Source organism: Lacticigenium naphthae DSM 19658 (assembly GCF_000425865.1).
GTDB classification, from domain to species: Bacteria; Bacillota; Bacilli; order Lactobacillales; family Carnobacteriaceae_A; genus Lacticigenium; species Lacticigenium naphthae.
Genome location: NZ_AUEG01000001.1, coordinates 398,333 through 423,969, shown reverse-complemented (window position 1 = coordinate 423,969; position 25,637 = coordinate 398,333). Strand labels below are relative to the sequence as shown.

The following is a 25,637-nucleotide window of genomic DNA, read 5'->3' as shown; positions in this document are numbered from 1 at the left end:
ATATAAAAATATGATATATAAGAAAGAGTAGTATCTCAAGATTCCTCCGTTTTATATTTATACATAATAATTTCATGATAGTACGTTTAAGTAAATATCTAATTGACATTTCACTAAAATATAGGTAGGATATTAATTACCTACCAAACGGAAGGTAGGGGAGGAGAGAAATGGTTTTGGAAACAAAAAACAAAATTATAGATGCAACTTATGGATTGTTTGCAGAAAAAGGTATGGAGTTTTCTTTAAATGAAGTCGCTACTATTGTTGGGATAAAAAAGGCCTCGATTTATGCACATTTCACAAGTAAGGAAGAGCTATTATTTCAATTATTTAATAAAGAGATTGATGAATACTTTACTGTTGTGGAAGATCAATCAAATAGTCTAAAAGATTTTTTTTTCGGAGTCTTAAACTATTACAGCAGTTCACGTCAAAAACTTTTATTTTGGAAAAGAATGCTTTTGTTTCCCCCTGATACGATGGATAGCGAAATAAGGCAAAAAATAATAGATTTATCAGAGCAACGCTATAAAAAAGTAAAAGAGCTCATAAGTAGCGGTTCACCTCTAAAAAGCAATAAGCAGCAAAACGATGATGTATTAACGGTTATGTTCCTGTCTATTATTCATGGACTACTATCGAGTGAGATTATTTATTCAAAACTTATAATTGAAAGTCGCTATGATCGAGAGTGGCAGATAATCGAAAAAATGTTACAGAAAGAAGAATGAAATGCTAAAGCCAAAATTTTTCTCAATTATAAAGAACAGAAAAAAAGAATTGTCTGTACATCAGTTGAAAGATGACATAGTTGCAGGTATTATCGTTGCTATCATAGCACTACCATTATCAGTTGCATTAGCAATTGCTTCAGGAGTCACACCTGAAAAAGGGCTCATAACGGCTATCATTGGAGGACTTTTAGTTTCTTTATTAGGAGGAAGTCGAGTTCAAATTGGCGGACCAACCGGAGCTTTTGTAGTTATTATATATGGAATCATTGCACAATATGGGTTAGATGGATTACTCATTTCGACAATTTTAGCGGGTATATTCATGATCGTTATGGGAGCAGTGAAGTTGGGTAGTGTAATTAAGTATATACCCTATCCAACTACAACCGGGTTTACCAGTGGGATTGCTGTCGTATTATTATCGACCCAAATCAAGGATTTTTTTGGACTTGAAATTGATCAGGTCCCATCTGAATTCATAGAAAAATGGAAGGTTTATATCCACCATTTCAATACGATAGATTTGGCAACAACATTAGTTGGCTTAGCTTCGATTTTTGTCATCATTATTTGGCCTAAAATCAATAAAAAAATTCCGGGATCATTAATCGCATTAATTTTAATTACTATTTGTGTCAAGATGTTCAATATTCCAGTGGAAACCATAGGAAGTAGATTTGGAGATATATCCAGTTCTATAAAATTTGTAGATTTTTCATCGATAAATATATCATTACCAATAATTGAAAAACTGATCAGACCAGCAATTACAATTGCATTCCTAGCAAGTATCGAATCGTTGTTATCTGCAGTCGTAGCTGATGGAATGATTGGAAAGAAGCATAACTCGAATATGGAACTCATTGCGCAAGGTGTAGCTAATATTTCATCTGCATTATTTGGGGGCATCCCCGTGACAGGTGCAATAGCACGTACGGCAGCGAATGTAAAAAATGGAGGACGAACACCGGTAGCAGGAATTGTCCATGCATTAACATTACTATTGATCATGTTGGTTTTTATGCCATTAGCAAAACTCATTCCAATGGCCACACTATCAGCGATATTGGTTATCGTTGCATACAACATGAGCGAATGGAGATCCTTTAAGGGGATTTTCAATTCAACTAAAAGTGATGTAGCTGTGTTATTGGCTACTTTTGTTTTAACTGTGTTATTCGACCTTGTTGTTGCAATTGAAGTTGGAATGATTATGGCTATGTTTTTGTTTGTAAGAAGAATGTCTGAAAATAAACTGATAGAGAATGTAAGTCATGAGCTTGGGATTTATATAAATGAAGAAGAAGACGGCGCTGATATTTTAGATGCATCACTAAAAACCCATTTAGACAGTAAAATTGCAATATATGAAGTAAATGGACCTCTTTTTTATGGTGTTGTGAATACATTCTTAGACATGCTTAATGAGATGAAGAGCACAACAGGAGTCATGATATTAAGAATGAAAAATGTTAATAGTATGGATGCAACTGCTCTGAACGCTGTAAAGCAGTTAGATAAAAGATGCAAATCTCAAAACATACTCATTTTATATTCAGAAACTAATACGCAACCTATGAAAGTTTTAGAAAGAAGTGGGTTCGTTGAAAAAGTTGGAAGAGACTGTTTCTTTAATACAACTGAGGAGGCAATTAAAGTGGCAAGTCAAATAGTAAAAACGGAACACGATTCTCAGGTTTAATCTTCGGTAATAAAAAATTATTCATAGAAATAGATCAATAGTAACATAGTGAGACAATAGGAAACACTTCCAAATAAGTATACATTCTTTGGGAGTGTTTTTATGTGAACAAAAACAGTTCAGGTAGGCTCAGGATCCTATTGTTTGTTATGGAATATATTTATTGTTGAAACTTCAGTACTACGTGAGTGATTTCAATTTGAATTTGAATGTTCGATTCCGATTGTCTAGAAATGTATAGGAAGTTATTCGTTTCTATAAGTTCTGAAACATTCAGGGGAAATAGGTTCATTCCAACTAAATCGTATGTTGGAATTGCTAGGCATATAAGAACTAAACTATGTGGTATACTCCGTCTAACTTAGAATTGATTTACTGAGAGTATTAAACTGACAGAATAAATAAGAACTCAAAGATAGCGGAATACTAAAAAATTCATAGATCTGAATTGATCTAAAGGGAGTAATGAGATGAAAAAAAGAATGAAGGTTGCTCTTATTGGTGGAGCTGTATTAGGAGTTTTTTGTGTGGTGGGGGCATATATACGTTCTGATTTTACCGCCTCCCCTATTTTTGTATTTTCACTGTGGTATAATCGGGTAATCATTGGATTGGCTGTAGGCGCTCCATGGGCTGCGACAGAGAGAAGTAAGGCGCTAGTTCGTGGTGCTTTATTGGGACTACTGGTGTCTTTTGCATTCTACAGTTCTACGGGATTTCAAGATCCTATCAGTTTTGTGGCAGGGATTTTGTATGGCGTGTTCCTGGAAGGCTGGCTTAGTCGAACTAAAAAATGAGGATGAAGATAGATCAAGGGGTTTCAAAATCCAAGTTTATATCCATAAGACTAACTGAATATAAGATAAGATTTTATAGAATTACATTACTAACCTTAATAGGGCCGAGGTTAAAAAGGATAGTCTAAAACAGAAATTTGCAAAGAAACTAGCTGAATAGTTCGATTCAGGAGTGAGGAGTTTTTTATGTTAGATCACTACAGAGCTTCAGTATATTTTCTTGAGGATGGACAAGGAGTAACTCAAGTGCATAAAATTAATGAGTAAAGAGATTTAGAATCAAATGTTGTCTTTTTGTGGTCATGTAATTGATTATTAGGAAAACTTGATTTAAAGCTACACTTGTCCTACAATAGTAAAGAAATAGAAACCGAAACTTTACCACCGGGTGAAGTTTTTAAGGTGTTCCACAACATTCCATTAGGTCTTGGAAGGAATGTTGCTGGAACACCTTTTTGTTTTGAGAGGAGAAAACCTAATTGGAAAAAACTTTATTCAAAAATTTTATAAAGTATGCCAGCCTGAACATACTGGGTATGATGGGGCTATCTCTCTATATATTGGCCGATACATATTTCGTATCGAAAGCGATGGGGCCTACAGGATTGGCATCATTGAATCTTTCTATTTCAATCTACAGTGTGATCCATGGTATTGGATTGATGATAGGAATCGGAGGAGCATCCAGATTTAGTATTTTGAAATCCCAGAATGAAATAGGAAAAGCCAGCATTGTTTTTTCTACCGCAATCAAAACGGGTATTATAATAGGGATGCTTTTGGCTATACTGGGTGTTTTTGGAACAGAGCATTTAGCACTTGCTCTTGGGGCAGATTCAGCAACGTTAGCACTAACACAGACCTATTTGACTACGATTCTGTTTTTCGCAATGTTATTTATAGTGAATAATATTTTACTAGCGTTTGTGCGTAATGATAACAACCCTAAATTGTCAATGATTGCAATGTTAGTAGGTAGTTTTTCAAACGTCATCCTGGATTACATACTCATTTTTCCGCTGGATATGGGAATGTTTGGGGCAGCTTTTGCGACCACTCTTGCACCTTTGATTAGTATTTTTGTTTTGCTGCTCCATTTCATTGATAAGAAAAATGCTTTAGCCTTCTGGAAGAGCAAGTTACAATGGAATCTCATTCCTGATATTTTAAGCTTAGGATCGTCTGCCTTTATCATTGAGGTTTCGTCTGCAGTAGTTTTGATAACCTTTAACTTAGTAATTCTAGGAATTGAGGGAAATCTAGGGGTTGCTGCTTATGGAATAGTCGCTAATTTAGCTCTCGTGGGAATAGCTGTATTTACCGGGTTATCCCAAGGAATACAACCGCTGATTAGTAAACACTACGGGCTAAAGGAACATGCCGAGACAAGGAAAGTTCGTCAATTCTCTGTACTAACTTCAGTAGCAATAGCAATGATAATCTATATTTTTATCCTGCTTTTTTCTGACAGCATCATTCAAATTTTTAACAGTGAGAATAATATGGAGATAGCTCGAATAGCTGAAATAGGATTGAAAGTGTACTTTATAGGATTTCTTTTTGCTGGTGTAAACATCGTTACAGCTATATTTTTGAGTGCGACTGAAAATCCAAAAGATGCTTTTTTTATTACAATTGCAAGAGGACTTGTGATCATGGTTCCCCTAGTTTTGATATTAAGCAACATTTTGGGAATGATGGGTGTATGGCTAGCATTTGTAGTTACTGAATTCTTGGTAACACTCCTTGGGATATATTTGAAAGAGAAAAAAAAAGAAATAGTATATGTGAAACAAGCTGCTTAACTGAACATTAAATTCAAAAACAAATGAGTCGGTGGAGTTTCTAGAGAAACCAACTACCGTAGGAGGTGTGAATTCGAGAGGAGTAATCTAGGCAACACTAACCTTTTGACTAAAAATCTACAGAGTATACACTACCCATTTTCTAAGGCAACTTCAGAGTGTATCAACTAGCTATTCAATCCGATAGTTGACAAAAATGCTCAAATGGATAAAATAGATAGAGTTAGGTTTGATTAGATAAACTTCCAATCCTCCCTCTTATCAAAATGATTTTTTTTGTTAAAATAATTAGTGAGAGAGTACGATAGATATCTATAGAGCTATCATAAAATTTTCAGATATAATAATGGCACTAACCTTAAATGGTAATTGCTTAATGGAAGGATTAGTTACTAAAAATGGAAAAAAATTTTTGGCAGGAATTGCCACAACCATTTTTTATATTGGCACCTATGGAAGATGTTACAGACGTTGTGTTTAGGCACGTTATAAGTGAAGCTGGAAGGCCGGATGTTTTTTTTACGGAATTTACAAATACAGTAAGTTATTGCCACCCCGAAGGACGTAACAGTGTTCGTGGACGGTTGACGTTTACAGAAGATGAACAACCACTTGTTGCCCATGTGTGGGGAGACCAACCCGAACATTTCCGCGAAATGAGTATTGGAATGGCAAAAGAAGGATTCCGCGGGATCGATATCAATATGGGGTGTCCAGTTCCGAACGTTGCTGGAAAAGGTAAAGGGAGCGGCCTTATTCGCCGACCGAATGTTGCGGCAGATTTAATAGAAGCAGCCAAAGCAGGTGGATTGCCGGTCAGCGTGAAAACGAGACTTGGCTACATCAATGTTGATGAATGGCGTGATTGGATCACACATTTATTAAACCAAGATATAGCAAATCTATCTATCCACTTACGTACAAAAAAAGAAATGAGCAAGTACGATGCACATTGGGAACTGATTCCGGAAATCAAAAAACTGCGTGACGAGGTAGCACCTGATACTTTGTTGACAATTAATGGTGATATTCCTGATCGTGAAACAGGTATGAAGCTTGTTGAAAAATACGGTGTTGATGGAGTGATGATTGGCCGTGGAGTCTTCAAAAACCCATTTGCATTTGAAAAAGAATCTAGAGAGCACAGCAGCGACGAATTACTTGATTTATTAAGGCTGCACTTGGATCTTTTTGATGAGCATTCCTCTGAAGAACATGATTCATTTAAACCGCTTCGTCGTTTCTTTAAAATCTATGTTCGCGGAATTCGAGGAGCGAGTGGATTAAGAAATCAATTGATGGAAGCTGTTACAACAGATGATGTACGTGTGCTGTTAGATGAGTTTCAAGCTAATTATGAGTATGAGTATGAGGAAGAGAAAAACAAGAGTGTTTTATCATCAGAATATTGACTAGTAGGTCAAAAGTAGGCTTTGTTTGTATTTAGAGCAAAGCCTATTTTTTTAAAATGAATATATAAAATTTATAGTTCTTCTAAATTGCACCAATGAAAGAACATACTAGTGGTAGTTTTTCAAAGGATCGTAATTGCTTTTAGTGTAAAGTTTAAAAAATGATGTAGCGAACTAAAAAGCAAGTGAGAGGGTTCCTCTATCTCTATTCAAAAAACCTATAGAATGGGCAGTGTTCACTGTCCGTTCTATAGGTTTTTTGAATAATTAATACGAAACTAGTAGAAATAGACGAAACGGAACTATAAACTTTTCAAAAGTCTGGTAAAAGAATTGAAAATTCCGAGTGCGTTTCTTCGAATAGATTTTAGGAAGGTACAACAAGATATGCGATTGCACAAATTGTGTGCGTTTAAATCAAAATAGATCCTTGATTTTGATACGATTATCATACATACGGTCATCACGGACAAAAGAAATTATCTCATGAATTTCCCAGTTTGTTCGATTTTTTTCTTTTAGGTGATTAACGATATCATAAAAACTATAGTTTTTATTAGAGTTTACTAGATAGGTATCTGGTTTATATTCCAACGCAACATCAACAATTGTCTTAGCTGTGTCTTTCAAGAAACTACAGGAAGGATACCATTTTGAACTAGCCTCAATAAATCCATTTTCTTCCTGTTCTTTTTCTAAAAAGTCGAACATATCATTAGATCCAGTTGTTGAACCTATTTGCCATCCCAACCTAGTAATGAATGCATCCGGATTATGTTCTTTCACACTATTCTCACCGGCAATCTTGTAACGGCCGTAGTCTTCTTCTGAATTTGGCACACTTTGAATATCATACGGACCTGTACCTTTTTCAGAAAAAACTGAAACTGAACTAGTGAATAATAGTTTTACGCCTAATTCATTTGTGGCTTTTGCAATATACTTTATCCATTCTACCGGACCTGTTGCAATATGGAAGAATAAGTCAGGGTTTGTCTCTTTAATAAAATCAAAAACAACTTTTTCACTATCGATGGATACTTCTTCTCGGTTCCAAATCACGACGTCGATATTTCGTTTTTTTAATTCTTTATAAACATAGGGAGCAACTGTTCCGTTCATACCTGTTATCATTGCTTTCATAATCACACTCTCCTTATAAATAGATTTTATTGACTTATACCTATTCATTATATCAAACTGTTTATCGTTTAACATTAGAGTGCACACAATGATTTAACCACTGAAAGTAAGCCCGCTGCCTAGACGGTGTAATATACGTCGTTAACCAGATAGGAAATGCGAGCACGGTAACGTGCAAGAACATTGTTATTGAAGATGCTATTTATTGTGACAGGAAAGTTGTTGCACTGAAAGGAAAAAACAAGGGTAACTGGCTGTCTCTTTCAGAGAATGCAGGCTTTCTATTTTATGTTTTACATACTATTGTCGCGATGATGTACTTGTTCAGGCGATGATTAAAAAAGTCGAACAATAAGTGATCTAACTACAATTAATGCACCATCATGTATGAGTGCAAATTGATCAACGACTATTTACCAGTTAGTTACATGTTTAAAAGATTCAGGCTATTTAGTGTGGGGATGCACAACACTAATTTAGGATTGTATGGGTTTGTTTCAATGATAGGACTGAAGAAAGATTCCAAATTCAGAGAACATTTGTAAAAATGAAGCTTCTATATTGGTAATATTATTATGTTTTTAATGTTTGAAAAACAAATAAAGACAGTGGGGTGATTTGTTAAAATTTATATTTATGGAAAAAACAGGCTGAAAGCTTATGGAAACATTGACTTATCAACCTTATTTGATGTAAATCAAAAGATAGGAAGACAATAGGAAGAGAAAATAAAAATCTTTTTAAATTAGTATTAGGTTTTTTTGCAAGTCTGTGTTACACTAGGTTTAACATATTGTAAGAGACAAACAACGAACTGTGTAATGCATTCCGAATTGGCCTTTAAGCAATAATGTAAAAATAATATGTGCTAAAACGGCACAAGGAGGAATTTTTAATATGGAAACAGGTACAGTAAAATGGTTTAACGCAGAAAAAGGTTTTGGATTTATCGAACGCGAAGGTGCAGATGATGTATTCGTACATTTCTCAGCAATTCAAGAAGAAGGATTCAAATCTTTAGACGAAGGCCAAGCAGTTAACTTTGAAATTGAAGAAGGCAACCGCGGACTTCAAGCAACAAACGTTACTAAGGCTTAATAACCTAAAACATTTGATAAAGGTAAGTACATGTTAGTTCATGTGCTTACCTTTTTTTTTATATAGAATTTTTTAAAAGTGTGAATATCTAGAATATACAGTTGTTCGTGATAAAATAATAAGGTGGATATAAGCCGATTTAGTAGCAAGTCCTCATTTTTACATATCAAAAGGTCAGAGATCTTAATTTCATAGTTCTTGTTGTTTTTTTGAAACTAACAGGAGTGATTATTGATAACATATAGATGGATACTATTTCAATATAACTCTGTCAGATAAAAGTAGTGCAAGGAATCGTTGAGTTTGCTTCTGTATGAAGACACAGTAAAAGACCTCTCAAATTGTGTCCGATTTTTTGCTGTATTTGAAGTTAATGAAAAAAATTCAAGATAGCCAAATCGGATTTACGAAGATGATTTGACTATCTTGATAAATAGAACAAAATTCTTAATATAGGGCTGCATATCAATTGCCCAGTAAAGTCTTAATAGTGTACTTGATGCATTTTTTGAAAATGAATGAAGGAGGGGAAAAAGGTGATCCATAAAGGTGGACGTACGCTATTATCCGAAAGTCAAAAAGAAATGCGTGGAGCTTTCTTGGGCGGATTTGCTGGACAGCTTATTTCTGGACTGATATGGTTACTTGCTTCTGGAATAAGTGTGTTGGCCAAACCACAATATGGTATGGCAGTTTTATTTTTTGGATCCATGAGTATTTTTCCACTGACTCAATTAATTTTGTTTATGATAGGTCGAAAACCCAAAGTAAATAAAGATAACGGATTATGGCCATTGGGTGCACAAATAGCTTTCATCGTACCCATAAACTTTCTTTTGGTTGGAGGAATTTCAATTTATAGACCGATGTGGTTTTTTCCGGCAGCCATGATTGTAGTCGGATCTCATTATTTGCCGTTCATGACCTTATATGGAATGAAAATATTTGGTGTCCTAGCAACACTTCTTATAAGTTTGGGAACATACCTTGCCTTATATGGTCCTCAAATTTTTAGCCTAGGAGGATGGATAACGGGTATTCTGCTGATCATATTTGCTTTTATTGGTAAGTATAGTGTCCTTCAAGAAGAAAAATAGAAAAATAGAAAAAATCAATGAATAGGGTTTAATTTGATAAGATAAACAATTGTAAAAAAATTGGTATAAGTTAAAAGAAAGTGAATAGATAATCGTATGGTCCAGCATCTATTTGAAGGAGGATAAATTTAAGCAACCGCTGCAGTTTATTCTAAGATAGGTCCTACTTTTCCAAAGGACATAAAGGCTTGCATTTGAGAAAATTCTCGGATTTATCTTATTTTGAGATGGTTAAAAACGGGGTTAAAGTAATAATATATCAAGCCTCTCTAAAGAAGTGCTGTATGTTCTAACAAAATAGTTATGCTAAATAGATGATTTAATATAAGATAGAATAAAATACTTAGGCAATCACTAGTTGTCAAAATTTGGATTATTATACATAAAAAATGAGTATTAGAGCTACTATATTATACTGTTTTAATTGTAATAATCCATATTGTATGCTATTGTAATAAGCGTTATTAATGGAGGGTTATATACATGATAAATAAGTTTAAGTTCATATTTTTATCTTTACTTGGTTTTATTTTTTTCTTAGTTCCTTTTCCCATCAACGGTGAAAGTAAAATCAGCATTTCTCATATTGTTGATTTTGTGACTATGAATATTCTTGATTCGTTCATCACATTCACGGCTGTTGTTTCGGGAATTGTATTAATTGGAACTGTAGTTTTTATTTTCTATAAATCGAAATTCAAGTTTATTAATTCGGTATTCAAAGCTTCACCTATAAATGTTGCTTTAAGGATAATAGGCTCATTTTTGTATCTGATGGTCATATATAGATGGTTTGAAAACACAAACCTTGCTTCTATGATTTTAGATCCAGATACAGGAGGATTAATGGCAGGAGCAGGTGGTCTACTAACTACGTTATATATAACATTTTTTGTAGGTATTCTTGCACTTCCGTTGCTTACTCACTTTGGTGTTGTAGAGTTTGTTGGGATTTTATTAGGTCCTTTAGTTGAAAAATTGTTTAAAGTACCGGGATATTCTATGATCGATGCGATTGCTTCCTTTGTAGGTGATGGAACGATTGGTATTGTAGTAACAGATAATCAGTATCAAAGAGGGTATTACAACAAGAGAGAAGCCTATATCATCGCAACTAGTTTTTCAATTGTTGGAATTGCCTTTGCTGCAGCAGTGGCTGATGAATTAGGTTTTGGCAGTATTTTTCCTATTTTCTATGGTTCTATTGTGTTAGTTACCTTGATTTTGGCATTTATAACTTCTCGTCTACCACTCAAAAAGTTTCCTCCTGAGTATTATAAAGGACAGGATTCAAAATCAAGTGAAATTACAGAAGAAGGAAGTATAGGAGAACAGGCATTTGATGCTGCTATTGAACAAGCAGAAAGCACAAAAGTGCTTGAAGCGATATTTGAGGCTTTAAAAAATATCGTAAAAATATATGTAGGCTTCCTTCCCATTATTATGGCTATTGGGACATTCTCATTGATTATTGCGGAATACACACCATTTTTCGATATCATTAGTGCTCCTCTAGTATATGTATATGATTATTTGGGGTATTCGACAGAGGTAGCTTCTCTAATGGCTCCTGCTTCGGTAGCTGGGTTCGCAGACATGTATTTACCGGCTCTGTTTATTAGTGGATCTGCTTCAGAAGCCTCTAGATTTTTCATTGGAGTGTTAGCATTTACTCAATTGGTATTCATGTCTGAAACAGGAATGATTTTAGTGAATACAAAAATTGGATTGAATTTCTGGGATGTAATTAAGGTCTTTATATTCAGAACTGTAGTATCAATCCCATTGCTATTTATAATTACAAATATTTTAGCAGCAATGAATGTTATCTCATTTTAAAATTGAAAATTAACAATAAAGCACTCTATTAGCATAAAACTAATAGAGTGTTTTTTTTGTAAAATAGTTTTAAGAAGGTTGGATATATATCAGGAAAAAGAGACAGTATTTCGATTTGTAAATGGAATCATTAAGTTGAAGACCTGTTGAGACGAACTACCGCAGCAGACAACTAGTACCCTGTTGTACATTTTTGATATAATATAAAAAAGGTCATGTATACAAACAATATTTCTTTTCCTGAGGAAATGGATGCTGTTTATGAAGGTATCGATAGTATATATAATTGGTCGTCTGATTTTGATGGGCATTGCATAATCTTTCTGTTCATAATTATAAATTTTTAAAAGATAGATTTAATTTCTGCTCGGAATGTGTTGAACTAATTGAAAACAAAGCAGAAACAAATACTCGTAATATGAGAAGTGCAATAGCTGAAACTAATTTTAAAATCGATGAATGAATCCGGCTAAAAAATAAAAAAACAGTCAATAGATATTACGAAATAACTCACATAAGGAGTTTGAAAGATGGCAAATTTAAAAATAGCAGAAGAATTAACATTGCCAAATGGAACAAAAATAAAAAACCGATTTTGTAAATCGGCTATGAGTGAAGCTATGGGCAACAGTCAGAATGGCCCAGAATCATTATATGTGAATCTTTATAAAAAATGGGCTGAAGGTGGATCGGGGTTAGTTGTAACAGGAAATGTGATGATAGACAGGGGAGCTCTAGGCGAACCAGGAAATGTGGTAATTGAAGATGATCGTGATTTAGATAGCCTGAAGAGATGGGCAAAAGCAGGAACTATAAATGGTACTCATCTTTGGATGCAAATCAATCATCCGGGGAAACAATCTCCAAAGACACTTTCAAAAGAACCTGTGGCACCTAGTGCTATTCCATTATGTAATAGACAGGCTGCCTTCTTTAATAAACCGAGAACATTAACTAACAAAGAAATAAAAGAATTGATCAATAAGTTTGTAAATACAGCAGCAATTGCAAAAAAAGCAGGTTTTACAGGAGTACAAATACATGGAGCTCATGGTTATTTAATTAGTCAATTTTTATCTCCATTTGATAATAGAAGAAATGATGAATACGGAGGACCAATAGAAAACAGAATGAGATTTTTAGTAGAAATCTATTTAGGAATGAGAAGAGAACTGGGTAATGATTTTCCTATAGGAATTAAATTGAATTCATCAGATTTTAAAGAAGGTGGATTCAGTAAGCAAGACTCTTTAAAAGTAGTGATGAAACTGGCTGAGCTGGGAATTGATTTAATTGAAATTTCTGGTGGCAACTATGAGAACCCGAAAATGTTTTCAGATGCAAAGGAAAATGAAGAAGCATTTTTCATTGATTATACCCGTAAGTTAAAAAACATAGTGGACACACCTCTTGTTGTTACTGGAGGATTTAGAAGTATTGAGACTATGGAAAGAGCTTTGGAAAATAATGAAACATCTATGATAGGCATGGCGCGACCACTCGCTTTAAATCCAGATATTCCCGAGGATATTTTAACAGGGCACTATGTAACTGTTGCTGAACCAAGACTGACGACAGGCTGTAAAGCTCTCGACAAAAAGTTGGGTTCTCTGATTGGTCTTACTTATTATGAGCAACAGATACAACGGATTGCAAAAGGTAAAAACCCAAGAATTCACCGTAATGCATGGAGCCCCCTATTGCATAATTTAAAAGTCTATGGACGAAGGGGTTTATCTCCACGAAGATAGACAGGGGATTTACTAAATCAAAGTTTATTATCCAGATGAATGGATCAATTTCGTTGATTCGTTTTACTTTTATTTCTTAAAAGAACTTATCTTTAAAGAATAACGAAAAATAAAAGAGAATTGGGGGTTTGAGGGCATGATTGTAATAAGAAAGCTAAAGCCAATGCCATTATGGCAGTCAATAGTATTTTTTGCTATTCCAACGGTTATTTTTTTCTTCAGTATATATGTCATTATGCCATCTTTAGGGGAAGCTGGAATCGCCCCAATTATAAACTATTCTCTAACATTAATGGGACCTGTTTTCTTGCTCTTTGTTTCGTCATTTGTAGCACTTAAAATTGATGGATACACTTTAAATTGGAATACAATTAAGATGAGATTCCGACTCAAGCCTTTGAAAAAAAGAGAATGGATATGGACAATTTTTTTATCCTTATTCATGGTCTTTGGAAATTTCATTTTGAGCCCTACACAAAAATGGATTCTTAATACCGTTAACTTCGACCCTCCTCCCTATTTACCATCCACTTTAAATCCTCAAATAACATTAAATGGAATACCACCTGAATTTGAAACGACACCTATAGTCATACTGCTCGTCTTTCAATTATTCTTTTTGTTCTTTAATATTTTCGGAGAAGAATTCTGGTGGAGGGGGTATATACTACCTAGGCAAGAATTAGCCCATGGTCGATACACATGGATCATTCATGGACTCCTATGGACGTTGTTCCATGTGTTCTGGTGGTGGAACTTACTATTTCTCTTGCCAGGCGCACTAGCGGCTTCGTTTGTCGCACAAAAACTTGAGAACACCACAATTATTATAGTAGCTCATTTAGTTGTGAATACTCTAGGTGGGACCCTATTGATGCTATTAGGTAGTTAGGGAGAACACTATCAATTTCATCCAAATATACCTCGTCAAGAAAAGGAATTGACTTTTTGTTTTTGAGAAGTTTAAATGTTTTATATACTTTTGGAACATGTTCAGTGGATAAGGATCCCAATTAATCTATATTCATGCTAGAAAGGACAGAATAATGGTCAGATATGTTACAAATTGTGGGTTACCGGAGAAGACTGGATTACAAAAAGCTGAAAAATATCAAAAACTAGCTACACAATAACCGGACTAGATTCGCTTGATTGTTTTGGAATCGTAGAGGTAGTAAATAGTGTGCTATAAAGAAAAACCGGAAATGAAAGACCTAAAATGATTAATATAGTAGAATTATAATGTTTACAAAAGAGGATTGGGTAAACATTCCGCAAATGTAACCGGAGCGCTCTATTTCATGGTCAGGATGAGTATAGTAAAAAAAGCAATCTTTCAGTGAAACAGTGTGCATACATCATAGCTGGCTTATTTTGCTATCCTGAATAAGTGTCAGTGATTTTGAGCAGTAAGGAGAACAGGGAGGTGGTCCTATGAGAGTTTTTATTGCGGTAGAGATAGAGGAACGAACGAAAAAACAGCTTAAAGGCATACAAAATAACATAAAAAAATATGTAGAAAAAGGAAACTATACTTCTAGAGATAATTTCCATGTAACCTTGCGTTTTATAGGAGAGGTAGATAAGGAAGAAATAAGCCGACTCAAACAGGTAATTGATCGAACAGCTTCAAATGGAACGTCTTTTACGATTTCTCTTGATACTGTAGGACATTTTCCCAGAAAAAAGAAAGAAATTATTTGGGTAGGAGTAAAGGGTCAGTTAGATTGTTTAAAGGACCTTAAGATAAGTATAGAAGATAAACTAGATAAAGTTGGGTTCGATAAGGAAGGACTAGAATATATACCGCATATTACCATGGTTCGTCAGGCGGTCTTAAACATTCCGGTTGAGAGCCTCATTGACAAAATAAAAGTTCCTGATGCTGAAATAGTGGTTAATAGCATTTCATTGATGGAAAGTGTACGACTAGATAATGAATTAGTATATAGACTTATTTACATCAAATCATTCTAAATGAAGATCCATAATAGCGATAGCAAAATAAGATGTAAAAAAAAGAGTCTGGGACAAAAGTCCCAGACTCTAATCATTTTCCAAAGGTTACTTTCTAAAACGTGCTCCAAAAAACAGATCCGACATCCACTTCACGAAGACTCTTCGATAGTCTACGACTATCTTTCGAGTATCCGCTCCAGTTGCTGTATCCGTTGACACTTTAGTGGCTTACGGATAGAGTATGCGGAGCTCTATTCGGATCTGAACGTTTTTTGTCCCACTTTCTCATAACTAATTGACATTAGGGCTGCATTACTCCAGCAAATGCTAGCCATGCGAGAATTGACTTTGCAAACAGACTTAATATAATGTATCCTCTCTCACCATAAAGATAGTTTTCCCATTTCCCAACTTTTTTATATTGTAAAATCATATTGATCGGGAAAAGGTTGAAAAACACAAAGTAACTGCCTACAATTGCGTAAACAAACCAAGGAACTTCTGCCGGATTTGAATTACCGAAGGCATAAAGCAAGATGACTATCCAAGGAGCTAAACCTGCAATGGATCCAAATATGAACGGCTTCCAATTTGTCCTTTTAGTATACTGATTGATTTCTTCCATATCTAATCCAAATAAATTCATAGAAGCATTCACTACGACAATGAGTATGAGGGCACCAATATCATAAACACCAAATAATAGAGCAACCAATAGGATCATTAAAGAGGAACTGAGGGCATATTCATACCAGCGGAATCGATTCATTCCATTACTCAAATCACGGTTATATATTTTGTTTCCCCAAGGGCTGACAATAATAAAATGAGCTAAAGCAGATATAAATAGGAAGAGAGAGACTGCTATTCCAAAAGGTACTTCACCTAATTGGTTTGGCTCAGTAACTAAGCGCATTTGTGTTTGGTCGAAAGTAAGGAAATAGGACATAATGGGTATCCTGAAATCTGCAATTCGTTCAATAAAAAGTGCAAAACCGAGCATTAAGAGTCCTTGAATAAGATGTAAAAAACCCATAATGGTATTAAATTTCTTTAATGAATGGAACGTAATTTCTTTTGACATGCTGTTCACCCCTTAATCATATAAATGAAATACTATAGAACACTAACTAAATGTTCATACATACGAAAAATTATCCCCCCCTTACGATTCTATTTATTATAAAATAAATAGATTATTTTATAATAGTTAGCGTAATAGTATGTATATATTCATTTTAGCATAACTTGCGTTATTTCACAGTCTCTAGTATCTAGGCAACAATTCTCTTTGAATAGGATAATGCTGGATTTCATTTTTTGAATCCTTTGACAAAGTATTGTTTTTGAGCGGCTTCACTTTACTCATCCTCTAACGCATATACTTAGTATCCTTAAATGCAAGATACGGATAAGAACAGTGGTCAAGTGAAAAACCAGCAAAGCAATAGAGGGTTTCAATATTTCGCAGCCATTCTTTAAACTATTGGATTCATTGTTCAGTTTGACGCAAGCAATACACAACACTATAATCTTATGACGACAATACTATTTTCTTTCCTGTCCTTATGAGCAGTAACTATTTTCTTTCGAGAGCTTTCATTTCTATTTATGCATTCTATTTTAAAAACAATAGGAGAAATTGATTCTCGTAATAAAAATAAAAAATGCTTGTACCTTTTGTCTACAAAAGGTACAAGCGTTTTAAATAAATTCAAATAGAAAAACAACTGTTCGACCTATTTTCGACCAAAATAAATCAAACCAAATACTGTAAAGGAAAGTGTAACAATAACAGATAGTATCAAGAAAGCAAGAGGACCAAATTGGAAAATAAAAGGAAGAGCGGCTGCTGTTACTAGTCCACCACCTACGAAAGGTTCAAATAGAATTTGTTTGTAACCAAAGCTTTCGAGAGCAGGTGTTTGTTGTTTCGGATCAGCGATTTTCATTAAAAGAATACCTGTGGCCGCCATACCAGTCGCTTGACCGAAATCCCCTAAGCCTCTTTCAAACCAGTGATCAGGAATCATTCGTGGACCCAAATATAAGAAGGCTAATACATTCCAAATTGTACCAACAATAGCTAATAGTAAGAAAGGAATGAAATTATCGCTGATTACATCTAAAGAAATAGTGGCCAAAGCAGAGAATAAGAGAATATCTAAAGCAAATCCAGCAATCAGATTAATAAGATTTGGATTGATATAATCTTCTAGGTCCAATTTACTGAAAATTAATTGAATAAGCATTCCCCCTATCATTGCTAAAGGAAATAGAGGAACATAGGTCAGTAAGTATACGCCAGTGCTCGGACCCCAAGTGTTTGCCTCTAGGGCAATCAGACCTTGTTGTAGTACGTAACCTAGAACAATAGCTATTGCAATTAACGAAAAATGGAAGGCTAATGGTTCAATCGCTTCAGCTTCTTTCAGTTTACTATCTATATCATAACCATAAGTGTCTCCGATTTGTTCGCGTTCCTCATCTGAGAAATAGGAGCGTCCGCCAACGTGCTTGGCAAATCCTTTTTTGAAACCGATATTAATTAATATAATACCCACAATGACACCAACTAGTATCCCAACGGTTGCTAAACCTAACGCTAAATCTAGCCCTTCGGGGAACCCTAAATCTTGAAATGTGTCAGTGAGTCCAGCAGCTGTGCCATGGCCACCTACAAATGCAATTTCAATCAACCCGCCTGCTAATGGATTCATACCGAAAAAGGGTGTGAGCACAAAAATCGTGAGTGTCAATCCAATGACATATTGTCCCCAAGAGACAACTTGTCCCATAATGATTTGCGGCCCAGCAGTACTCCATATTTTTTTTACGCTAGGAACAGTTTTTCCTAAGAATAAAGTAGCAAAAACAATATTAATAAACAATCCTGGAAGAGGGCGCCAAACATCTAAAATGGCATCTGGAACCAGTCCATTGTATAGTATTGAGGAAGGATCAAATAGTGTCGCAGTAAATTTACCTAATACATCTGGCCCTAAAATCAAGGCTAAAAATCCAGCAATAATTGAACTGGGTAAAAATAAATTGCGCATCCAACCAGTATGAAAACGTATAAGTTTCCCTACAATTAAAAATAAACCAATCATTAAAAAACCGAAGCCGAGTATGTTTGCAGACATAATTTTTCCTCCTGATATATAGTAGTATTGTGAGATTAAAATAAAAATATAAAATAGTTCGAAATTATATTATATAATATTCTGTTGATACATACAATCTTTTATAACAAGCTTAGTGTGGAAGAGGATCATACAGAGCAACCATGAAAAAAGTGAATGAAGATGTGAAAATGTCTACTATGGTTAATAGTATTTACTATAAGGATTTTATGGGGGAGAATTAGTTTATTTTTAGGAGAGTCTGTGAAACAAGAGATTGATTATAATTAGCACAAAATTGTTTTAAAAAAAATAATTCATGTTAAAATAGAACGAGTTTATAAAATCGATTTTATGATATTAAAAAAGGAGTAAGAAATATATGATTGCTAAGAAATGGATTGCAGTTGGAGCTATAGTGATTAATATGGGACTGCTTACGGCTTGTTCAGAAACTAGTGAAGAACCTTTAAATGAAGTAGATTCTGCACAGGAAATGGGCGAAGTAGGTTCGGTTGATTCAAGTAATGTGGATAGCACTAAAAACACTGAAGAAAACCAAGCAGATACAACCGATAGTTCCATTGCAGAAAATATTTCTGAATCAGAAGGCATCCTTCCAGATTTAGACGAAGATTTATTAAATCATTCAAGTTTGGCTGTTTTAGTTAATAAAGAGTATAGTTTAGAAGAAGATTATATTCCGGAAGATTTGGTAACGGTCGAAGTCCCTACGGTGCTAGAAAATCCAGAAATCAAGCAACTAAGAAAAGAAGCTGCTATGGCGTTGAAAGAAATGTTTGATGCAGCCATACAAGAAAACATCCTATTACATGCACGATCAGGCTATCGTTCCTATCAAACTCAGGTGCAATTGTTCAATAATTACGTTTCTAAGCATGGGGAGGAAGCGGCCAGTCGATACAGTGCACGGCCTGGAGAAAGTGAACACCAAACGGGCTTGGCGATGGATGTGACAAGTGAAAGTGTCAATTATCAACTCACAGAGGAATTTGGAGAAACAGCTGAAGGACTGTGGTTGAAGGAACATGCACATGAATATGGATTTATTATCCGTTACCCTCAAGGAAAAGAAAAGATTACTGGTTATTTATATGAACCTTGGCATCTACGTTATGTTAGTGAAGGATTAGCTCTCGAAATAAACGAAAGTGGCTTGACGTATGAAGAGTATTTGAAAGAAGGGAGAGTAGAAATTGAGATCAACGAATAGAAAAAAGAAGTCACAGTTCAATAAGATTTTAGTTGTTATTATTGGGATTCTTGCGCTCTTAATCGGTGCGGGCTTCTTCTTTGCAAATTCAAATTCATGGTTTGGAGAGAGTGATAGTTCTCCAGAAACAGAAGAGATTTCCAATGAAGAAGCATTATCAAGCAACACGAAAGAGGAAGAAGAAACAGAAATAGTCGAAGAAGAAACGTTTATTGATATTCAAATTTCAGCAGTCGGAGATGTAATGGCTCACGGGAATCAACTCATAAGCGCATACGATTCAGGAAAAGATAGTTATGATTTTTCAGCAGTTTTTGAAGATGTAAAACCGTTTATAAGTGAATCCGATTTAGCAATTGCGAATCTTGAAACCACACTTGCTGGCCCCACGAGGGCATATATTGGTTATCCATTATTTAATACACCAGACGCTATAGTTGATGGACTAGCTTACGCAGGTTTTGATATGTTGGCGACTGCTAATAATCACAGTTTAGATACTCGAGCTGATGGATTAAAAAGGACAGCAAAAGTTATCACAGAAAAAGGATTAGACCCTGTAGGGACCTATGAAGATGATCCTGAATCACGTATTCAAATAAAAGATGTTGAGGGAATAAAGGTTGCTATTTTAGGATATACCGAACATGTAAATGGAATGGAAGCACAATATACTTCTGAGGAACTAAGTTCAATGATCAATCTTCTTAGCGAAGAACAAATATTAGCAGATATTGAAGAAGCAAATAGTCATGACCCAGATATAATAATGACTTATATCCATTGGGGCAATGAATACGCTAAAGAACCCAATGAATTGCAAACTTCTTATGCTGAATTGTTAACACGTGAAGGAGTAGATATTATTTTAGGAAGTCATCCTCATGTAATTCAACCTACTGAATTTTTAGAAGTAGACGGCAATAAATCGTTTGTTGCTTATTCATTGGGGAATTTTGTATCAAATCAAAGGCGTGAATCGCTAGGCGCTGGTTTTGAAGCTACAGAAGATGGAGTAATTATTAATATGGACATTCAAAAAAGCGAAAAAACAGGCGAGACGAAGCTAAAAAGTATCGACTTAGTCCCAACATGGGTGTACCGTAATAGAGAAGAAGGGCAGTCAGCATATACTTACCGTATTTTGCCGATTGAAGCACATTTAGATGATTCTAGCTTGTCAGAGGATTACCTTAATCGGATGAAAACCTCATACGAGGAAACAATGAACAGGATGAATCTGGATTCCTCCCAATTTGAAGAATAATCAAAATATGATAAAAATTGGGTTGTCGTAATAAAAAATAGTAATAAAAAGCAGAATGGATAATTATTCCATTCTGCTTTTTATATATATTATCCAAAACACAAGTCAATAAACATTTTTGTGTTCATTGACTAATTTTTTATGCCCCAATTTCAAATTTCAGATTTCAGATAGCTATGAAAATATGTTAAATGATAGAACAAACAAAACATAAAATTGATAAATTATTATTTTTACTGGTATAAAGATCTATACGTACCCTTGAAAGGCAGATGTGAGTCCTTTGTATCTCTGTATATTATCTTTTTTCTATAGTTTGTATGGGAGCAAATTTGACCAGAAGGAAAATAATTCCCCAAGTGACTAAAGCGTGAACAGTTTTCCCATAACAGGGTTACCTATTGTAATGTCTCCAAGTACAACTGTTGTTGTCGTATTTAACTAGGCATGAAATAGGATCATTAGAAATATACTTCTCGTCTTTAAATATAACCATGAAAAAATAAAGGTTTGACCAATAATGGATAAAGAAAAGCCGATCAAAGAAAAGAGTGTAAAAAATAAACCGTTAGTATAATACAAGAAAAGGACATAAGAAAAATACCAAATAGCGCATATAGCTCCAAGTCTAAAAAAAGGGGGAGAAACAAAGCCCAATTTGCAAACTCCATAGTAGTCATGTCCAAAAATGTAAAATTTTCATAGCCAAAGAAAAACACAATTACCCAACATAACCAAGAAAAACTATACGCTAATAAAATATACTGAATTAACATTTTGCGTTCCTTTTGATTCATTAATATGGGCCTCCTCCGATGGATACGAGTCTTTTGGATCTTCAGAAAAAATCAGTTCGATTTATTCTTATGCAATGAGAGGATTAGGGCTGTCAATGTTAAATAGTAGTATAGTGTAGCAAAAGAGTGAACCAGATTTCTTAGAAATAAGGGATACTATTATTTTAAATCTATTTTCGTTTTTTCAAAATTAAAGAATAAATAACAACAGAAAAAAGGGAAAAAATTTACCACATAAAAAGGAAGATTCACTATTGCTCAAACCTGCGAAATAACCTAAATAATAGGGGAGAACGATTGGATTGGTAAATAGTAAAGTAACCATGTGAAGTCATTTGAGTAGTGGTCAATTATTATAACTCCTTACTCTCTAGAAAATGAAGCAAAGGTTAAATTTTTTTAAAATTTACAATTTATTTATTGTTTATCAATAAATAGAATAGTATTATTTATACATAAAGAAATAAATGAGAGGTGTAAAAAATGAAAAAAGAAACACTTTTTTTGAAAATATCTCTATTCTTAGTGGGGTTGATTATTTCGCTGTTCGCACTTCTAGTGTTTTCAGTCTTATTTGAAGAAGCAGGTAGGGGGAGCACTCAAATGGCTATTGTTTTATATGCATTAATGACTATCATGACTGTCACCTTTATACCCTTTTTTGGTGCGCTCTATCACACTAAGCAATTATTAAATTATATAGATAAAAATCAAGCCTTCTCAGAACACTCCGTAAATTCGTTAAAAATAATAAAAAAATTTGCTGCAAGCATTAGTATATTATACCTAATAAGCATGCCACTATTTTTTGTTATTGGTGAAGTAGATGATGCACCAGGAGTGATATTAGTTGGAGGAATGTTTGTGTTCTCACCATTGGTTATTGCAATATTTACAACTGTTTTAGAAAAACTATTAACGAATGCATTAGTGATAAAAAAAGAAAACGACTTAACGATTTGAGGTGTAATAATGGCAATAATTGTTAATTTAGATGTTATGTTAGCAAAAAGAAAGATGACTGTTACCGAATTATCTCAAAGAGTAGGGATAACTATGGCTAATATTTCTATATTGAAAAATGGGAAAGCAAAAGCCATCCGTTTTTCAACCTTGGAAGAAATATGTAAAGCATTAGATTGCCAACCAGGTGATATTTTAGAGTATAGAAAATGAAATTGATTGTTAGAAATAAAGTCATTGTCTTCATGAGGCAATGACTTTATTTAATATTCACAAGAGTAAAAATTAGGTTCTTGATTTTCACATTGTTATAATCGAAGTAGTTGAAAAAGAGATAGCGAGTCAGTGGAGCATAAAGGATCATAGAAGGAGGAACTAGAAATGGAGAAAGAAAGCAAAAAAATGACTATTCTACAAATGAATGATAGCCATGCATATTTTGATTTGCATTCTGAATGGTTTTGGGAACAAGATCAATTTACTTATCGTAAAGCAGGAGGGTATGCAAGAATTGCAACTTTAGTAAAAGAAATAAGACAAGAATCAAATGAGCGATTACTTTTTTTAGATAATGGAGATACGTTAAATGGTACCCGTCCAGCTTTTGAAACAGAAGGGCAGGCTGTGGTGCCGATTGTGAATGCATTAGGTATAGATGCAATGGCTATGCATTGGGAATTTGGATATGGGCCAAAAAAATTAATTGAAACATCTGAAAAATTGAATTTTCCTCTTCTGGCAAACAACGTTTATAATAAGGATACTGATGAATTGCTCTTCCCCTCTACTGTGGTTAAAATTGTCGGTGATTTAAGAGTGGGCATAATTGGAATAGCTTCAAACATTGTTGATAAAACGATGCCCCCTCATTTCAGTGAAGGAACTTATTTTACTTTAGGGAAAGAAGAATTACCTGAAATTATTCGTTCATTGAGAAGTGATAAAAATGTAGATATCATTGTATTACTTTCTCATTTAGGTTTCCCTCAAGATATGAAGTTACTTTCTGAAGTTGAAGGAATTGATGTATGCCTTAGTGGACATACACACAACCGTATAGCACGGCCGATAAAACAAGGAAATACAGTGGTCATTCAATCAGGATGCCATGGATCGTTTTTAGGCAAATTAAAGTTAGAAATAATGGATGGAAAAATTGTTGATCATGAACATGAATTAATTGAAGTGAGTTCAGAGATAAAACCTGACGATGAAATGGAACAAATCATCCAAAAAGTCTTGAGCCCGTTTAAAGAAAAACTTGAAGTAATAGTAGGAAAGACTGATACTGCTCTTAACCGTGCGACTATGCTCGAATCAACTATGGATAATTTTTTGCTAGAGTCCATGTTAGCTTCCTCTGGAGCAGAACTTGCTTTCTCCAATGGATGGCGTTACGGGGCTCCCATTGAGCCAGGAAATGTATCCTTAAATGATTTGTATAATATTGTCCCGATGGATCCACCATTACTGACAGTTGAAATTACTGGAAAAGAGTTAATTGAGATGATAGAAGAGAATCTCGAAAGGTCATTTTCTTCAAATCCGTATAATCAAATGGGAGGATTTGTCAAAAGAGCTTTGGGATTCAAAGCTTATATCAAAATTGAAAATCCGGCTGGTCATCGTGTTCAAGCAATGTTTGTAGGAAATAAAAAAGTGGATGTCGGCAAAGTATACTCTGCTGTATTTATAACCTACCAAGGCGTAGAGAAAAAATACGGTAGAAACAGAAAAGAATTAGCGATCCACGCTGTACAATCTATGAGGAATTATTTAGAAATTAATGATCCATTAAAAATAGAACTAAGAGAGACTTATACACCTGTTTAAACAAATATATTAAGAAAATGTTATGAAAGAGAGGCTAACTAAACTATGCGTATAGCTTTTAGTCTTTTTTACAACTAATGAGGAGTGTTATTTTTGATAGAATTGACTATGACAGAACAATTTACTTTGTTAGCAATAGGATTATTAAACAGCATTTCATTTGTACTCTTCTTTTTGGATAAAGAAAAAGCTAAAAAGAATAAAAGAAGAATTTCTGAAAAAACACTCTTTTTATCTGCTTTTGCTTTAGGTGGAGTTGGAGCATGGGTAAGCATGTATGCTTTTAGACATAAAACAAAACATCTTTCGTTTAAATTAGGTATCCCCTTAGCTGGGTTATTAACTTCCGGGGTAGTTTATAGTTTATTAAGATAGAATATGTAAAGGAGCGAAATTATGTATAAATTAAAAACAAAAGAAACAGATAAAGATGTCAGCAATTTTATTGATTCGATTGAAGATGAGAAAAAAAGAGAAGAGACAAAAAAGCTTGTATCCATTTTTAACGAAGCGACAGGACTTGAACCAAGAATGTGGGGAGAAAATATTATCGGTTATGGGACGTACCATTACAAATATGCTTCTGGTCACGAAGGAGACGCGATGATCACAGGATTTTCTCCGCGGAAAAACCAGTTTAGCCTCTATCTTTCTACGGATCCAGATACGAGAGAAAAACTATTGAACAAGTTGGGTAAAGTCAAGAGTGGGGTTGCTTGTGTTTATATTAAAAGTATTGATCAAGTAGATGAAAAAATAATAAAGGAGTTTATACAAGAAAATGTAGACTATATAATAAAAGAATATCCAAATAATAGTTTAACAGAATAATGATCTATCCTTTTGTTGATCTTCTTATCAGTTGCTAAAGAGAGCTTGAGTGGGGTTTGAAAATTTGGGAAGCATTTTAGATATGACGTAATGAGTAGTGGAGGAAATTGTATCCTTATTAGGCGTTAGTTTCGTAGGCATTTTTATTTTCTATCTAGTTTTTTTCGAAATGAACCGACCTCCAGAAAGTGAATATACTGCTGAAAAATATAGCCTTTTGGAGAATGTACAGCAAGTAGTTAATGAT

General features: G+C 34.3%; 22 protein-coding genes. 18 read left to right on the top strand and 4 right to left on the bottom strand.

Annotation, left to right across the window (positions count from 1 at the left end; translation table 11 throughout):
* Positions 1-170 precede the first annotated feature (170 nt).
* From H626_RS10415 to H626_RS0102030, 5 genes are all read left to right on the top strand, one after another.
* Positions 171-734, top strand: coding sequence for a TetR/AcrR family transcriptional regulator (locus tag H626_RS10415; RefSeq protein ID WP_051237711.1), 564 nt, complete (start codon positions 171-173; stop codon positions 732-734).
* 1 nt (position 735) lies between these two features.
* Positions 736-2,439, top strand: coding sequence for a SulP family inorganic anion transporter (locus H626_RS0102050; protein WP_027107853.1), 1,704 nt, complete (start codon positions 736-738; stop codon positions 2,437-2,439).
* Between the two features lie 470 nt (positions 2,440-2,909).
* Positions 2,910-3,236, top strand: a complete 327-nt coding sequence (locus tag H626_RS0102045) for a hypothetical protein (protein ID WP_027107852.1) — start codon at positions 2,910-2,912, stop codon at positions 3,234-3,236.
* A gap of 479 nt (positions 3,237-3,715) precedes the next feature.
* Entirely contained in the window at positions 3,716-5,041 is a 1,326-nt protein-coding gene (locus H626_RS0102035) for an MATE family efflux transporter (RefSeq protein ID WP_027107851.1), read from the top strand.
* Between the two features lie 398 nt (positions 5,042-5,439).
* Complete coding sequence (locus H626_RS0102030) at positions 5,440-6,453, top strand: tRNA dihydrouridine synthase (RefSeq protein WP_027107850.1); 1,014 nt, start codon at positions 5,440-5,442, stop codon at positions 6,451-6,453.
* Positions 6,454-6,870: 417 nt separating this feature from the next.
* Here H626_RS0102030 and H626_RS0102025 read toward each other — a convergent pair whose 3' ends face one another.
* Entirely contained in the window at positions 6,871-7,596 is a 726-nt protein-coding gene (locus H626_RS0102025; protein ID WP_027107849.1) for a sugar nucleotide-binding protein, read from the bottom strand.
* Between the two features lie 897 nt (positions 7,597-8,493).
* Between H626_RS0102025 and H626_RS0102020 the strand changes: the two genes are divergently transcribed.
* The 6 genes from H626_RS0102020 to thpR all read left to right on the top strand — a co-directional run bounded on the left by H626_RS0102020 (position 8,494) and on the right by thpR (position 15,358).
* A complete protein-coding gene (locus H626_RS0102020; protein WP_027107848.1) occupies positions 8,494-8,694 on the top strand; it encodes a cold-shock protein in 201 nt (66 codons plus the stop codon).
* Positions 8,695-9,230: 536 nt separating this feature from the next.
* Positions 9,231-9,791, top strand: a complete 561-nt coding sequence (locus H626_RS0102015; protein ID WP_027107847.1) for a DUF7010 family protein — start codon at positions 9,231-9,233, stop codon at positions 9,789-9,791.
* Between the two features lie 483 nt (positions 9,792-10,274).
* Entirely contained in the window at positions 10,275-11,630 is a 1,356-nt protein-coding gene (locus H626_RS0102010; RefSeq protein WP_027107846.1) for a YjiH family protein, read from the top strand.
* 530 nt (positions 11,631-12,160) lie between these two features.
* Positions 12,161-13,381, top strand: coding sequence for an NADH:flavin oxidoreductase/NADH oxidase family protein (locus H626_RS0102005; RefSeq protein WP_027107845.1), 1,221 nt, complete (start codon positions 12,161-12,163; stop codon positions 13,379-13,381).
* Positions 13,382-13,517: 136 nt separating this feature from the next.
* On the top strand, positions 13,518-14,273 hold the full coding sequence (locus H626_RS0102000) for a CPBP family intramembrane glutamic endopeptidase (RefSeq protein WP_027107844.1): 756 nt from the start codon (positions 13,518-13,520) through the stop codon (positions 14,271-14,273).
* 542 nt (positions 14,274-14,815) lie between these two features.
* Positions 14,816-15,358: an RNA 2',3'-cyclic phosphodiesterase gene (gene thpR / locus H626_RS0101995; protein WP_027107843.1), complete on the top strand. Its 543-nt coding sequence runs from the start codon at positions 14,816-14,818 to the stop codon at positions 15,356-15,358.
* Positions 15,359-15,641: 283 nt separating this feature from the next.
* Here the strand turns inward: thpR and heR are convergent, their stop codons facing one another.
* On the bottom strand, positions 15,642-16,424 hold the full coding sequence (heR, locus tag H626_RS0101990) for a heliorhodopsin HeR (RefSeq protein ID WP_027107842.1): 783 nt from the start codon (positions 16,422-16,424) through the stop codon (positions 15,642-15,644).
* 655 nt (positions 16,425-17,079) lie between these two features.
* A complete protein-coding gene (locus tag H626_RS0101985; RefSeq protein ID WP_027107841.1) occupies positions 17,080-18,486 on the bottom strand; it encodes a sodium/glutamate symporter in 1,407 nt (468 codons plus the stop codon).
* Positions 18,487-18,847: 361 nt separating this feature from the next.
* Between H626_RS0101985 and H626_RS0101975 the strand changes: the two genes are divergently transcribed.
* The gene (locus H626_RS0101975; protein WP_035618184.1) at positions 18,848-19,699 is read left to right on the top strand and encodes a M15 family metallopeptidase; all 852 of its coding nucleotides are present in this window, start codon (positions 18,848-18,850) and stop codon (positions 19,697-19,699) included.
* Positions 19,683-20,966 (top strand): CapA family protein, encoded by a 1,284-nt coding sequence (locus H626_RS10410; RefSeq protein WP_051237710.1) that lies wholly within the window; start codon positions 19,683-19,685, stop codon positions 20,964-20,966. Before H626_RS0101975 ends, H626_RS10410 begins: the two co-directional genes overlap by 17 nt.
* 539 nt (positions 20,967-21,505) lie before the next feature.
* On the opposite strand, the gene H626_RS0101965 is transcribed toward H626_RS10410, so the two are convergent.
* Positions 21,506-21,763: a hypothetical protein gene (locus H626_RS0101965; RefSeq protein WP_027107839.1), complete on the bottom strand. Its 258-nt coding sequence runs from the start codon at positions 21,761-21,763 to the stop codon at positions 21,506-21,508.
* A 483-nt stretch (positions 21,764-22,246) separates the two neighbouring features.
* On the opposite strand from H626_RS0101965, the gene H626_RS0101960 reads away from it, so the two are divergent.
* From H626_RS0101960 to H626_RS0101940, 5 genes are all read left to right on the top strand, one after another.
* Complete coding sequence (locus tag H626_RS0101960) at positions 22,247-22,726, top strand: DUF2975 domain-containing protein (protein ID WP_027107838.1); 480 nt, start codon at positions 22,247-22,249, stop codon at positions 22,724-22,726.
* Positions 22,727-22,735: 9 nt separating this feature from the next.
* A complete protein-coding gene (locus tag H626_RS0101955) occupies positions 22,736-22,939 on the top strand; it encodes a helix-turn-helix domain-containing protein (RefSeq protein WP_027107837.1) in 204 nt (67 codons plus the stop codon).
* Positions 22,940-23,107: 168 nt separating this feature from the next.
* Entirely contained in the window at positions 23,108-24,559 is a 1,452-nt protein-coding gene (locus H626_RS0101950) for a bifunctional metallophosphatase/5'-nucleotidase (protein ID WP_211221929.1), read from the top strand.
* A 93-nt stretch (positions 24,560-24,652) separates the two neighbouring features.
* Positions 24,653-24,934 (top strand): DUF1294 domain-containing protein, encoded by a 282-nt coding sequence (locus tag H626_RS0101945; protein WP_245570051.1) that lies wholly within the window; start codon positions 24,653-24,655, stop codon positions 24,932-24,934.
* A gap of 21 nt (positions 24,935-24,955) precedes the next feature.
* Complete coding sequence (locus H626_RS0101940; RefSeq protein WP_027107834.1) at positions 24,956-25,390, top strand: DUF1801 domain-containing protein; 435 nt, start codon at positions 24,956-24,958, stop codon at positions 25,388-25,390.
* The last annotated feature ends 247 nt before the right edge of the window (positions 25,391-25,637 follow it).